This window comes from Cohnella laeviribosi DSM 21336, assembly GCF_000378425.1.
Classification (GTDB): Bacteria; Bacillota; Bacilli; order Paenibacillales; family Paenibacillaceae; genus Cohnella; species Cohnella laeviribosi.
Map to the genome: position 1 here is coordinate 15,063 of NZ_KB899827.1, position 12,785 is coordinate 27,847.

The following is a 12,785-nucleotide window of genomic DNA, read 5'->3' on the forward strand; positions in this document are numbered from 1 at the left end:
GGAAAGGAGAAACGCGATGGCATCGGGTCCAAAAGAGCCTCAGGAATCGCCGCTGCCGCTGGCGCAGCTCCGGTTCGTTAAGGAAGAATGGCTCCGGCAGCGGCTGGAAGAAGTGAAAGTGCTTTATCGGGATGAAAACGAACTGTATCGCCTGGTCAAAGATTCCGCTTACGGAGACCATTTCCTCCACTACGCCGTCCGGCACCTGAATTTGACGGCGGGAGCGGCGGAGGAGGAATATCATCATCTGCTGCCACTCGAGCACGACGAAGTCATCTCCTTTGCGTTGGGCTCCCCGTTTTACCGCTATCCGGATGAATGGAAGGCTCCTTATTTGCGGAACGGCAGCGAAGGCGGCTATGTCTGGTACGATCCGAACGGAGCCGCCCCTGATATTGCCGCCTACGAAGAAGCGGCCGCCGCGCTGAAGGAGAAGCTGCTTGCCTTTCGCCGCGAAGGCAGCTTGGGCGAGGAAGAAATCCGCCGTTTGCTCGAGGAGACGGAACGGCTGTTTCCGCCGAAAGCGCCCGACGAAAAGTAGCGGAAGCGGCCAACAGGTTATCCACAATCGAAATGCGAAGCAAAAAACCGGGAAGCGGAGAACGCCGCCCGGTTTTTTTGGCTGTATATCAATCTTTCTGTTAAAGGATCGTTAACGTCGGATCAACTCCGGCTGTTTATATCCACACTGTCCACATTATCCACAACAGGGTTGTGAAAAACTCATCCCCTTTTCATAATTTTTGAAGTTCAACTCCCCCAACGGATTGACAGCTTTACCCACACTATGCACAAGGGGTGTGGATAACCTTGTCCACAACTTGTTCAATTCCGTTTTTCGGCGTTATTGACCGGCCGCCTGCTTGCCCTCTTGACTGAGCCTGACCGCCATAATGGCGCTGTTGCAGGCCGATACGTACGCCCGGGCCGCGGCGAAAATAATGTCGCGATGAATCGCCGTGCCGCGATAACGTTTGCCCTGGCATACGACCGTGACAACGGCCTCCCCGAACGCGTCCTCCCCGGTCGACAACGAATGCAGCTCCAGGTCTTCGAACCGCGCGTCGACCGGCATCGCTTCGCGGATGCAGCCGATCACCGCTTCGAGCGGCCCTTCGCCCGCCCCCGTGTACGTTCGCTCGGCATTGTCTTCCGCGGCCCGGATCGTGACGGAAGCGATGCGCGAACGGTTCGAGCCGGCGAGCACCTGCAATTCCGTCAACGCGTACGGCTCGATCGCCTGCTCGGTCGACTCTCCGATCAATTGCAGCAGCACGTCGTCTGTGACGATTTTCGTCTCGTCCGCCTTGACCTTGAACCGGTTGTACACCTCGTCCAGCTCGCGGTCCTCAAGCGTAATTCCATACTCCGACGCGCGGTGCTTGATCGCATGGCGGCCGGAATGCTTGCCCAGAACGATCATGCTGCGCGGAATGCCCATCGCTTCCGGGTCCATGATTTCGTAGGTGTTCCGGTTTTTCAGCAAGCCGTCCTGGTGAATGCCGGATTCGTGCTGAAAGGCGTTGCGCCCGACGATCGGCTTGTTGTACGCGATCGGAAAATGCATCGCGCGGCTGACCATGCGGGACGTCTCGAATATTTCCGAGGTGCGGATGTTGGTTTCGACCCCGAGCGCATCGCTGCGCGTCTCGATGGCCATGACCAGCTCCTCGAGCGAACAGTTGCCCGCCCGCTCGCCGACGCCGTTGACGCTGACTTCGACTTGCGTGACGCCGTGGCGGATGGCCGCCAGACTGTTGGCTACCGCCAGTCCCAAATCGTTGTGGCAATGGGCGCTGTATACGACCTTGTCCCCGCCGCGAACGTTTTGCCGGATTCGCGCAAACAGCGGGCCGAACTCCTCCGGCAGCGCATACCCCATCGTATCGGGGATGTTGATGATCGTCGCGCCTTCCTCGATCGCCGTCTCGACCATCCGGTACAGAAATTCTTCGCTCGCGCGCGAAGCGTCCATCGGCGAAAATTCGATCTGCTCGACAAACTGCTTGCCGTAAGCGATCATTTCCCGCATCAAATCGATCACTTGGTCCTCCGTCTTGCGCAGTTGGTGCTGCAGATGAATCTGCGAAGCCGAGACGAACAGATGGAGCCGGCGGCGGGCCGCATCCCGCGTGGCGGCGACGGCGGCGTCGATGTCCGCCTTCACGCAGCGGGCGAACCCGCATATTTCGACGTCCTGCAGCTCGCGCGAAATTTGCTGAATCGCCTGAAACTCCCCGGGGCTCGAGATGGCGAAGCCCGGCTCGATCGTATCGACGCCCAGGCGGGCCAACTGCCGCGCGATCATAATCTTTTGCTCGGGCCGCAGCGACGCTCCCGGCGCCTGCTCCCCGTCGCGCAAGGTCGTATCGAAAATGTTGATTTTCTTCTTCATATGGAACGCCTCCCGATCGAATGGATTCGTAAAGATTGAAAACCGTCAACCAACGGATTACCGCTCGGTTCCGCCGCTTCAAGGTGCAGCCCGCTCGTCGGCGCGGTGCCGCCCATCATTGGGCGGAAACGGCAAAAAGCCCGCCGTCTCCTGCAAGAGACGACGGGCCGATCAGCCGCCGCGGTACCACTCCGCTTGGAGCCGCTGCCGTTCGGACGGCAAGCCGCGCTCCCCCTCATGCGCCGAATCCGACCTTCCGAACGGCCGGATTTCGGCGAGCGCCCTGTATCGGGGGCCAGCCGTAACGGCGTACAAGCGCGGCCAATTGGGCCTGCGTTCCGCCGTTCCGCTCCCGGGCGAGTTCGGAATCCCTTCGTCTGCGTCGCACCTTCCCGCAGCTCTCTGCAACCAGGGCGGTTTCCTACTGCTCCCGATCATCGCGTTGGTACCTATTCGTATTGAAAGCGGAAGGCCGGGTGTCTTGCCGGCAAAAACACAAAAGCCCGCCGTCTCCGTTAAGAGACGGCGGGCCGGACGGCCTTCCGCGGTACCACTCTTGTTGACGCTCCTTCCCCGCATAACGAAGAACGAGTGTCCACCTCACGCGTCAGCCGGCAAATGACATCGCCGCTGCCGCACCCGGTCACGGGGGTTAGCCGTATCGCCGTACGCGGATGCGCATTCCGCGCGCATCGTTCCGACGATCCGCTCCCAGGCGAGTTCAGGCTTCCCTTCCACTGCGTTGCACCATCCCGCAGCTCTCTGAATCCGGGTGACCGCCTTACTGCTCCTGTTCCCAGCGTTTTCCCTTTGAATTGGATTTTATTATATTCTCCGCTGAATGTTCTGTCAATTCGTTATCGTCCAAAAATTTTTATAGTCCGCTTCCGAGTGCCGCGAACCAACCGCCGCCGTCCCATTCCTTGGCCAAATCCGTGCGCGCACAGTCAGCATGCCGTTTTCCCCGTTCCGCGAACAACTGAACAACATAAAACCGGGGGCTCAGCGGCGTAAACGAGTCTCAGAGCCATCTCATGAATCGTCCCTTCCTTACGGGGACGTTATGCTGCGCAGCCCACAGAATCAAAGCTTTGCGGTCGTTCGCATCGCGGATGTCGAGGCAGAGCCGGACGGGCGGGACCCGGCGGCCTCTGGGCACAATGCCGACGATCGGGCCATCCATGCGGATGTCCCGGATTTCGCTCGGCGTCAGCGGCAAGCCGTTCACCTCGACCGACCCGTAACGAATCGTCAGTTCCGCACGGCCCCCCGCTCTTCTCGCAAACAGGTATATGAATCCGAACAGGCAGATGGCGGCAAGGCTTCCGAAACCATAAAAGACGGCGTCCTTATGCTCGGCTTCCAGCAGATTGCGCAGCGACAGCAGCAGCAGAAAAGCGAACAGGGCAAGCGTTTTGAGCTCCAACGGATACTTAACAGCCGCGCGGCGGCGCAGACCGGCTTGCGAATCGGACATGGCGCATCTCCTTTCCTGGACAAGTTGTCTCTATTATCCTATTCGGAGTGCGCGTAAACATTCGTTTTTTTAACAAGGATTGATCAAAATTGACTGTCTTTCCGTTATTTTGCCCTAAAACGGCTAAAATCCAGGCGACGAGGACACGGAATCCGTTATTCGGTTCAAACACACGCGATTTGCGATGTCCCGGCATCATTAACGGATCTACGGTCCGAAAGGAAGACGATTAGGAGCCGAAAAGGGGATATAGCGGATTCTCTGTCCTCATGTTGCCGTGTGGAGGGGATGCGCGTAGGAGCGTTCGACGCGAGGCAAGCTGAACTGCTCGGGCGGCATGGGCGATCAGGCAACGCATCCAAGAGCCAGGTCAGAACGCGACACGGATGGGCGCCGGTCTGCGAGCCGCTCGCGGCCAAAGTGACCGACGGCTCTCCGAACGTTCGATGCGGTTGTTGCCGAGTATCCGACGTTGCCGATTTCGCTCCCTACGGTTTCCGCTTCATGTTCTGGCCGTAAAAAATTTCGTCCATTTCTTCCCGCAATTGCGCTGCGATGTTCCGCTGCTCTTCCGGGGTCAGCTTCTCCTTCGTGTACCCGAACAGGTAGTTGTCCAGCTCGAATTGGCGGAGCTTGCACTTCGTATGGAAAATATGCTCCTGATAAACGTTGACGTCGATCATGTCGTATTGGGCCTTCACTTCGTCGGGAATGTAGTTCTGTATGGAGCTGATGTCATGATCGATAAACAGCTTGCGGCCTTTGATGTCCCTTGTAAAACCCCGAACCCGGTAGTCGATCGTCATAATATCGGTATCGAAGGAATGGATGAGAAAACCAAGCGCCTTGAGCGGCGAAATTTCCCCGCAGGTGGAAACGTCGATGTCCGCGCGGAACGTGCTGATGCCTTCGTCCGGGTGGTATTCGGGGTACGTATGGACGGTAATGTGGCTTTTGTCCAGCGATATAACAACTGCGGCGGGAAGCGGGCCGGCCGGCGCATCCAATGGCTCTGCGGGTGCGGGCGCCTCTACGACCGGCCCTTCCGAGATCAGCACGGTTACGCTCGCCCCTTGGGGGACGTAATCCTGCTTGGCGACGTTGAGCACGTGCGCTCCGATGATCTCGGCGACGGTCCGCAAAATGCCGGTCAGCCGCTCCGAATTGTACTGCTCGTCGATATATTCGATGTAGGCTTCGCGTTCCTCTTTCGTCTTGGTGTAGCAGATGTCGTACATATTAAAGCTCAGCGTCTTGGTCAAATTGTTGAAGCCGTGCAGCTTCACCCGCCGCCTCGTTTCCGGCTTGCGCGCCATGTCCGATTCCTCCCGTCCGGTTACGGTTCGGTTCTATCTTGCCCAGCGGGCGAAAGGCGCACACATCGGCTTGTTCAGTCGGGGACCGTTCGGGTCGGGGACGGTTCAGCCCGGGACCGTTCGGAGCAATATTGTGCGGCAGATGCGCGGCAATCCGGCGGTCATTCGGGGCGTTCCGGAGCGAACGTTATGCGCTCCTAGCAGCTGCGGCGAGGCCGTGCAAAAGCAAAAGCCGCCCGGACAACCGATGTCCGGACGGCCCGCGAATATTCGGATTGAAAACCGCCGCCGCATCCCCCGCGGTTTAGGTCGCAACCGACCACCGCTCCAGCGACAGCTGCGGCTCGGCCTGCATGTCGAGCGGCGTGAATTCGCCCCGGCGCCATTTCAAATCGGCGGCCGCGGCGATCATGGCGGCGTTGTCGCTGCACAGCGAAAGCGGCGGGATCAGCAGGGGCAGGCCCGCCTTCGCGCACAGCTCGCTCAGCCGGCTGCGCAGCCCCTTATTGGCGGCAACGCCGCCGCACAGCAGCATCTGGCGCACGCCGAATTCGGCCGCCGCCCGCATCGCCTTCGTCGTGACGACGTCGATGACCGACGCCTGAAACCCTTTTGCGAGCGCCCCATACGCCGGTTCCTCGCCTTTCATTTTCCACCGGTTGATTTCGGCGAGCACCGCGGATTTCAAGCCGCTGAAGCTGAAATCGTACGAGTCCGCTTCCAGCCAGGCCCGCGGCAGTTCGATTTCCTGTTCCGCGCTCTGCGCCAGCCGGTCGACATGAGGCCCTCCCGGATACGGGAACGACAGCGCCCGCGCCACTTTGTCGTACGCTTCGCCGACGGCGTCGTCCCGCGTTCGGCCGACAATCCGGAATTTCCCTTCCCGCTCAAGCAGGACAAGCTCCGTATGCCCTCCGGAGACGACCAGCGCAAGGGCGGGGTATTCAATTTCGCCGATAAGCCGGTTGGCGTAGATGTGCCCGGCAATATGATGGGTGCCGATGAGCGGCACGTCCAGCGCCAGCGCCAGGCTCTTTGCGGCGACGACGCCGACCAAGAGCGCCCCGACGAGTCCCGGTCCCTGCGTAACGGCGACCGCGTCGACATCGTCGAGCGAAATCCCGGCTTTCGTTACGGCTTCCTCCAAAATGACGGTGATGCTCTCCACATGCTTGCGCGAGGCGATTTCCGGCACGACTCCGCCGAAGCGGCGGTGCGTGTCGATTTGGCTGGACACGATATTGGACAGCACTTCCCGTCCGTTGCGCACGACGGCCGCGGATGTCTCGTCGCAGCTGGTCTCTATGGCAAGCAGATGATAAGGCCGAGTCATTGCGCTTCCCCTTCCGATGCTCCGGCGGTTTCTTCTCCGGCGCCCAGGTCCGGAACCAAATCCGCCCACATGATGATGGCGTCCTCCCGGTTGTCCGAATAATATCCCGGACGAATGCCGGAAGCGACAAAGCCGAACTGGCGGTACAGCCGCTGCGCCCGCTCGTTCGAAACCCGCACTTCAAGCGTCATCCGGCGCGCGCCGAACCAGTGCGCGGTTCGCATCAGCTCGCGGAGCAGGCGCTTTCCCAGCCCCTGCCCTTGATAGGGCTCCCGGATCGCAATGTTGGTGACATGGGCTTCGTCCACGATCACCCACATGCCTCCGTAGCCGACAATCGTTCCGGCCCGCTCCATGACCATATATTTGGCGAACATGTTGGAAGTCAACTCATTGCGAAACGCATCTTCGGTCCACGGAGCGGTAAACGTCTCCTGCTCGATCTGCGCGATCGTTCCGATATCTTCCAGCGTCATGGCGCGAAACTGAAACTCGTCCCGCTCCCGCTTTCCGTTTTCCAGCATTAACGTCCACGCTCCTCCCGCGCCGCCAGCAGCTTGGCCTCCGCCTCCGCCAACTGCGTATAGTTCGGAACAAAAGCAAACGCGTCGTCGCGCTCTCCGCCGCGAATCCGGCGCTCCGCCAAAAGGCCGACCGCGCCGGCATGCATCCGGTACGGATAAAGGTCAAGCCGCGTCCCCGCCAATCCGTCTGCGCCCGCCGCAACGGCCTCCGCAAACGGTTCGGTCTGGCCGACGAACAAAATCGAAGCCGGCTTGCCGCCGGCATCCCCCTCCGCCGCTTTAAGCGCCAGCTTCTTCAGCCAGTCGCCGAACAGGCGAATGCCGTCCTCCTCGATTCGCGTCCATCCCCCGTCCGGCTGCGCCGCAAACAGCGCAGTATAAGCTTGTCCGCGCCGTCCGTCCATCAGCGGGACGATCCAGACGGCGCCTTCGTTCCCGCTCCCCGCTCCGGGCGCAGCCTGCAGCTCCATCCAGGCTCCCAGCGCCAAAGCTTCGAGACTGGATACGCCAACGAGCGGCTTGTTCCACGTCCATGCGAGCGTCTTGGCCGCGGTCACGGCGATCCTTACCCCCGTATAGGAACCGGGGCCTTGTCCCGCGGCGATTGCGCCGATCTCTTCCCGGGACATGCCGTTTCGCGCAAGCAGCGACTGAATCTCCGTCGCGATTCGCACGGCATGGTTGCGTTCCGTCAACGACACCGAGGAATCGAGAATGCTGCCGTCTCTTACGATCGCGGCGGCAAGCACGGAAGTCGACGTATCGAACGCAAGCACCGTGAGCGGTTCATTTGCGGGATGCTCCTGATTGTTCACTCGAACGGCTCCTCCTCAACAATTTCCTGTAATCATCGCCTAGACGGGAAGCATTCCGAGTTCCCTGCACCAGGCGGCATACCTTTCGCCCCGCGGCTCGGCCACGACGTCGCGCGAGGTCGGTCCGGTCACTTCCAGCCGGATGTGCAGACGTTCGGGCGGCAGTAACGGCTCGATTAACGAAGCCCATTCGACGAGCGACACGCCGTTGCCTTCGAAATACTCCTCCAGCCCGAGCTCGTCCGCCTCCTCCAGCGAAATCCGGTACACGTCCATATGGTAAAAGGGCAGGCGGCCGTCCTCGTATTCTTTGATAATGGTGAAAGTAGGGCTGCTGACGATATCGCGCACGCCAAGACCGCTTGCAAAAGCCTGCGCAAACCTCGTCTTGCCGGCTCCCAAATCCCCGTCCAAAGCCAGCACGGTTCCCGGACCGCAAAGCCGCGCGAGCCGCTCCGCAAAGCGGGCGGTATCCGCTTCCGACCGCGACTGCCAAACGAAGGCGGTCCCGTTGCCGCCGCGGTAATCCCTGTGTTCACGATCGCTCATGTGCCGCATTACCCCCGGTCCATAATTGTCCTTATTATATCGGGGCAAGCGCGAAGTTGCAAAGACCGTTCGGTGCGCAAAGCGGCGCGGGTCGATTCCGGTTCCGAAACGTCTATCCGGCAACGGTCTGAAACGGAATCTGGATATGGAACGAGCTTCCGTCCGTGCGCTTATCGTCCATCCAAATCTCGCCTCCCATCAATTTGACCAGATTTTTGCTGACGGCAAGTCCCAATCCCGCCCCTTCATTCGCGCCGGCGGAGGACGCATCGATTTGGGAAAACGGCAAAAACAGCATGTCGCGTTGGGACGGCGAGATGCCGATGCCGGTATCGATGACCGAAAACCGGATCATCGTTGAACGTTCGGTTTGGGAATCCGTTTCGCCGACTCGCACGGCCTCCAGGCGCACGAAGCCGTAATCCGTAAATTTGACGGCGTTGCCGAGCAGGTTGGCCAGAACCTGCCTCAACCGCAGCGGGTCGCCGTAAAGCGCGTCGGGCAAGGTCTTGTCGATGGCGTACTCGAGGCGGATGCCTTTTTGCTTCGCGCTGACCGCGAACAAATGGATGCAGTCCTCGACGCATGCCGAGAGACTGAAGATGGATTTCTGCAAGCTGATGCTGTCGAGTTCAATGTGGGAAAAATCGAGAATGTCGCTCAGAATGCGAAGCAGCGCGTGGCTGCTCTTCTGCTGGATTTGCAGAAGCTCGCGCTGGCTGTCGCTGATCGGGGAATCCTGCAGCAATTCGTTAATGCCGACAATCCCGTTCAGCGGCGTTCGAATCTCGTGATTCATCGTCGCGAGAAACCGGCTTTTGGCCAGATTCGCGCTTTCCGCGGCCTGCCTCGCCCGAATCAGTTCCAGTTCGGTCGCCCTCTGCTCGGTAATGTCCCTTCCGACGGTATACAAAAGCGGCTTGTTGTCATCCGTCAACGTGAAAAGGGTAACCTTGATCAGCAGTTCCTCGCCGTTTTTTTTCGCCACGTGAAATTCCGCCTCCTGCGGCTCGGACAGGCCAAGGGCCTTTTGCACGCTGATGCACAGCATGGATCGCTCCTTCCGGTCCTTGATCAGCTTTTCCGGATCGATATCGGCCAAATCTTTCTCCGTATAGCCAAGCCCGCGGTTCAACGCCGAATTGGCATGCACGACGCGGCGGGCATGGGGATCGTAACAAGCAGCCATTAGGGGAGTGTGCTCGAACAGGGAGAGGAACCGGCGTTCATGATAGACCGCCGTCTGTTGCGCGCGCCGTTTTTCGAAATACATGCTTGTCCACCCCGCGGCAAGGATGAACAGGACGAAACCGCCTGCGGCAACCAGCATGTGGCGATGGATATGGATGCTCAGCCCTTCGGAGGACCCGCCGGCCGGAACGAGATCGGCTCCTGCGAGCGAAACGTAATGCATGGATGCGATGGCAAAACCCAGCAGAACGGCTCCGAACATTCTGGCCCGAAGCGGAATGCGGCTTCCGTTTTGTCCGGAGAACGCCACATGAAAAGACAACCACGAACAACCGAAGGCCAGAACGGAGGAGATGACAACCGACGCCTCGCGGTAATGGATGCGCACAGGCATCTGCAAGGAGGCCATGCTGACGAAGTGCATGAGCGCAATGACAAGACCGGTCAGCAGACCGGCAGCCGCGATACGCAGCCCGCGATACGCCGGTCCGGTCAAACACTTCAACGCTCCGAAAGAAGCGATAATCGGAAATACGATGGACAAGACGAAATTCCGCGAGCAGCGGGCCGACGCAACATCCATCCGCAGCGCAAGCATGCCCGCGACATGCGCGATCCATACGGCCAAGCCCATCGCAATGGCGGCCATCGCCAGCAATCGCGTGTTCGTTCTGCCTTGTTCGAGGAAACGGTTCAAAACGTCAAACGAAATCAGAGAATAAACGAGAGTTGCAAGCACGGAGAACAGCACCAATAAGTCGCAATAATGTCCAAAGTCATGATGCATAGGCGCAGCTCCTACACCATTCATATGTATGCCTAAATCTTAAAACGCCGAAGTTTAAAAATCAAACCCAAAAGCCGGATATGCGGACAGATCGGCAAAAGAAAAACCAGCGACAAAAGTCCCTGGTTTCGTCCTGTTTTTCGATATGGAAAGAGCGGTTTTTTACGCTTGTTTCAATACGTCATGATCGACGTAGCGTTCGCCGTTCAGCTCGCTGATGATATTGATCGCGACTTTGGCGCCGTCGCCCGCCGTGATGATCGTATGCATGCTGACGCCTGCGACGGTTCCCGCCGCCCAGACATTGGTGAGGCTGGTCCGGCCTTCGGGGTCGGCATCGATCACCGTCTTGATGCGCGGCTCCGTGCCGGGTTTCGTCCGAATGCCGCTGGCCTCGGCCAAATCGGCGAACATGCCTGTCGCCACGATCACGTGCTTGCCTTCGTAGGAAGCGCCGCTTTCGGTATCCACCTTCACGACACCGTCGCCCGCGGTCAGCTTGACCGCCTTGTCCTTCGCGAATTCCGCGCCGTGCTTTGCCGCCTGCCGCTTGCCGGTCTCGACCAGATCCGGCCCGGAAATATCCGGGGCGCCGTAATGGTTCTCGATCCAAGCGCGCCGGGTGACGCTCTGATCGCTGTCGATCACCAGCGTCTTTTTCCCCGCTTTGGAGGTGAAAATAGCCGCGCTCGCGCCCGCAGGTCCTCCGCCGATAATGACGACGTCGTATGCCATGTTGCCCTCTCCCTTCCATTCTAAAATAAGATTGCCAGTTCATCCTTATCATAACACTGCAAGAGTGCGCTTTCAAAAACAATTACGGAGAAAGCTGCCGCGAGGAAGCAAAGCCGACCCGGCCAGGAAGCGGGCAAGCTCCCCGGCAGCCGGCGCCCCGCGGCGCGGCTTTCCGTCAATCCCGTCCTTCTTCCAGCCGGCCGACCGACACGGTCATCGTGTTCAGCGGATTCGAGCCGACCCGTACGGTTGCCATCCCGTTTGCCTCATCGACATTTTCGATCCAAACCGGCCGTCCTTCCAGACGAACCTCGATCGTCTCTTTCGATTCGTAAATTTCCTGAGCTCTCCGGGCGTCCATTAAGGGTTATCCTCCTCCATCGTATCCGTCGTCGAGTCTCCGATATAGCCGTTGTGTTCGGTCACCTGACCGCCGCCCAGCCCTTCGTTGATCATCCGGTCGACGTCCATGTCGAAGTCGTCTTTGCCTTCATAATCGGAATCGCGGTGAATTGGATGCTCCGCCATCGTCATTCTCCCTCCGGATCGAAATTCAAAACTTGTCTTAATGTCTCCGCGCCGGGTTGAATTCATGCATTCAGGGGACGCTATAGGCAGCGAAACAACGCATACCCGGAAAAGCAAAGGAGTGTAAGCGAGATGCATACGGTCTGGAAAGGGGCCATCAGCTTCGGGCTCGTGCACGTTCCGGTCAAAATGTTCACGGCCACCGAAGACAAAGACATCCATCTACGTTATATTCACAAGGAGTGCGGCACCCCGATCTCCTATACGCGCAGCTGCCCCCATTGCGAGCGGCCGGCCGAATGGGACGAAATCGTGCGGGGCTACGAATACGAGAAAGGACGGTTCGTGCTGTTCGAGAACGAGGAATTGGAGGCGATAAAGCCCGAAAATACGCGAACGATCCGGATTTTGGATTTTGTCGCGCTGCAGGAGATCGATCCGCTTTATTTTCAAAAAACGTACTACTTGTCTCCCGATCAGGCGGGAGCCGGCGCTTACAGTCTGCTGCTGGAAGCGATGCGCGACTCGGGGCGAATCGGCATCGCCAAAGTCGCCATCCGCAGCAAAAGCAGCCTGGCCGCAATCCGCGCGGTCGAGAATTGCATCTGCATGGAAACGATGTTTTATCCCGATGAAATCCGGCCCGTTCAAGCCGTGCCCAACTTGCCCCAGCAGGCGAACGTGAACGACCGGGAACTGGCGATGGCCAAATTGCTCATCGAACAATTGTCCACCCCGTTCGAACCCGCCAAATATACGGACGATTACCGGGCCGCGATGCTGGAGGCGATCGAGCGCAAAGTCGCGGGACAAGGCCTGGATGTAGTGACGGCTCCGGCGGCGGAGAAGACCAACGTCATCGATCTGATGGCGGCTCTGCAGGCCAGCCTCGAAGCCGTCAAAGCCGCTCCGCCGGACAAGGGAAAGGAAGCCGACGCGCCCGGCGCGCCCAAGCGCCGGTCAACGCGCGGACGCAAAGCCAAAGAAACCGCTCCTTGAAGGGGCGGTTTTATCACGGCGGCGGGGGGGGGGGGGGTTAGGCCACCAGCTTATGTAGTCCGTCCAGTACTCTACATTGCCTCCAGCCACGGTGCTCAACCTCCAAGTAGTCCGTCCAGTACCCTTCTTGGCCGCC

General features: G+C 59.4%; 13 protein-coding genes. 2 read left to right on the forward strand and 11 right to left on the reverse strand.

Going from position 1 to position 12,785, the window contains the following annotated elements; all coding sequences use genetic code 11:
- The first annotated feature begins 16 nt into the window (after nucleotides 1-16).
- Entirely contained in the window at nucleotides 17-541 is a 525-nt protein-coding gene (locus tag F560_RS23300) for a hypothetical protein (RefSeq protein ID WP_019006266.1), read from the forward strand.
- Nucleotides 542-844: 303 nt separating this feature from the next.
- On the opposite strand, the gene F560_RS0113495 is transcribed toward F560_RS23300, so the two are convergent.
- The 11 genes from F560_RS0113495 to F560_RS25955 form a co-directional block, all read right to left on the reverse strand.
- The gene (locus tag F560_RS0113495) at nucleotides 845-2,395 is read right to left on the reverse strand and encodes a 2-isopropylmalate synthase (protein WP_019006267.1); all 1,551 of its coding nucleotides are present in this window, start codon (nucleotides 2,393-2,395) and stop codon (nucleotides 845-847) included.
- Nucleotides 2,396-3,416: 1,021 nt separating this feature from the next.
- Nucleotides 3,417-3,872 (reverse strand): hypothetical protein, encoded by a 456-nt coding sequence (locus F560_RS0113505; RefSeq protein WP_019006269.1) that lies wholly within the window; start codon nucleotides 3,870-3,872, stop codon nucleotides 3,417-3,419.
- Nucleotides 3,873-4,360: 488 nt separating this feature from the next.
- Nucleotides 4,361-5,188, reverse strand: coding sequence for an adenosylmethionine decarboxylase (speD, locus tag F560_RS0113510; protein ID WP_019006270.1), 828 nt, complete (start codon nucleotides 5,186-5,188; stop codon nucleotides 4,361-4,363).
- Nucleotides 5,189-5,492: 304 nt separating this feature from the next.
- The gene (gene tsaD / locus F560_RS0113515) at nucleotides 5,493-6,521 is read right to left on the reverse strand and encodes a tRNA (adenosine(37)-N6)-threonylcarbamoyltransferase complex transferase subunit TsaD (protein WP_019006271.1); all 1,029 of its coding nucleotides are present in this window, start codon (nucleotides 6,519-6,521) and stop codon (nucleotides 5,493-5,495) included.
- Nucleotides 6,518-7,045 carry a ribosomal protein S18-alanine N-acetyltransferase gene (rimI, locus tag F560_RS0113520; RefSeq protein WP_019006272.1) on the reverse strand — a complete coding sequence of 176 codons (528 nt, stop codon included), beginning with the start codon at nucleotides 7,043-7,045 and terminating at the stop codon, nucleotides 6,518-6,520. Before rimI ends, tsaD begins: the two co-directional genes overlap by 4 nt.
- On the reverse strand, nucleotides 7,045-7,860 hold the full coding sequence (gene tsaB / locus F560_RS0113525; RefSeq protein ID WP_019006273.1) for a tRNA (adenosine(37)-N6)-threonylcarbamoyltransferase complex dimerization subunit type 1 TsaB: 816 nt from the start codon (nucleotides 7,858-7,860) through the stop codon (nucleotides 7,045-7,047). Before tsaB ends, rimI begins: the two co-directional genes overlap by 1 nt.
- Before the next feature lie 39 nt (nucleotides 7,861-7,899).
- Nucleotides 7,900-8,409 (reverse strand): tRNA (adenosine(37)-N6)-threonylcarbamoyltransferase complex ATPase subunit type 1 TsaE, encoded by a 510-nt coding sequence (tsaE, locus tag F560_RS0113530; protein ID WP_019006274.1) that lies wholly within the window; start codon nucleotides 8,407-8,409, stop codon nucleotides 7,900-7,902.
- A 112-nt stretch (nucleotides 8,410-8,521) separates the two neighbouring features.
- A complete protein-coding gene (locus F560_RS24660; RefSeq protein WP_019006275.1) occupies nucleotides 8,522-10,387 on the reverse strand; it encodes an ATP-binding protein in 1,866 nt (621 codons plus the stop codon).
- Between the two features lie 162 nt (nucleotides 10,388-10,549).
- On the reverse strand, nucleotides 10,550-11,122 hold the full coding sequence (locus F560_RS0113540; RefSeq protein ID WP_019006276.1) for an FAD-dependent oxidoreductase: 573 nt from the start codon (nucleotides 11,120-11,122) through the stop codon (nucleotides 10,550-10,552).
- Nucleotides 11,123-11,297: 175 nt separating this feature from the next.
- Nucleotides 11,298-11,483, reverse strand: a complete 186-nt coding sequence (locus F560_RS0113545; RefSeq protein ID WP_019006277.1) for an H-type small acid-soluble spore protein — start codon at nucleotides 11,481-11,483, stop codon at nucleotides 11,298-11,300.
- A complete protein-coding gene (locus F560_RS25955) occupies nucleotides 11,483-11,650 on the reverse strand; it encodes a hypothetical protein (RefSeq protein ID WP_019006278.1) in 168 nt (55 codons plus the stop codon). Before F560_RS25955 ends, F560_RS0113545 begins: the two co-directional genes overlap by 1 nt.
- Before the next feature lie 132 nt (nucleotides 11,651-11,782).
- On the opposite strand from F560_RS25955, the gene ku reads away from it, so the two are divergent.
- Nucleotides 11,783-12,649, forward strand: coding sequence for a non-homologous end joining protein Ku (gene ku / locus F560_RS0113555; protein WP_019006279.1), 867 nt, complete (start codon nucleotides 11,783-11,785; stop codon nucleotides 12,647-12,649).
- The last annotated feature ends 136 nt before the right edge of the window (nucleotides 12,650-12,785 follow it).

Coding starts and splice junctions, on each gene's coding strand:
- ku (WP_019006279.1), top strand. CDS start 11,783: ATGCATACGGTCTGGAAAGGGGCCATCAGCTTCGGGCTCGTGCACGTT.
- F560_RS0113545 (WP_019006277.1), bottom strand. CDS start 11,483: ATGGACGCCCGGAGAGCTCAGGAAATTTACGAATCGAAAGAGACGATC.
- F560_RS23300 (WP_019006266.1), top strand. CDS start 17: ATGGCATCGGGTCCAAAAGAGCCTCAGGAATCGCCGCTGCCGCTGGCG.
- tsaD (WP_019006271.1), bottom strand. CDS start 6,521: ATGACTCGGCCTTATCATCTGCTTGCCATAGAGACCAGCTGCGACGAG.
- F560_RS0113495 (WP_019006267.1), bottom strand. CDS start 2,395: ATGAAGAAGAAAATCAACATTTTCGATACGACCTTGCGCGACGGGGAG.
- F560_RS0113540 (WP_019006276.1), bottom strand. CDS start 11,122: ATGGCATACGACGTCGTCATTATCGGCGGAGGACCTGCGGGCGCGAGC.
- F560_RS25955 (WP_019006278.1), bottom strand. CDS start 11,650: ATGGCGGAGCATCCAATTCACCGCGATTCCGATTATGAAGGCAAAGAC.
- rimI (WP_019006272.1), bottom strand. CDS start 7,045: ATGCTGGAAAACGGAAAGCGGGAGCGGGACGAGTTTCAGTTTCGCGCC.
- F560_RS0113505 (WP_019006269.1), bottom strand. CDS start 3,872: ATGTCCGATTCGCAAGCCGGTCTGCGCCGCCGCGCGGCTGTTAAGTAT.
- tsaE (WP_019006274.1), bottom strand. CDS start 8,409: ATGAGCGATCGTGAACACAGGGATTACCGCGGCGGCAACGGGACCGCC.
- F560_RS24660 (WP_019006275.1), bottom strand. CDS start 10,387: ATGCATCATGACTTTGGACATTATTGCGACTTATTGGTGCTGTTCTCC.
- speD (WP_019006270.1), bottom strand. CDS start 5,188: ATGGCGCGCAAGCCGGAAACGAGGCGGCGGGTGAAGCTGCACGGCTTC.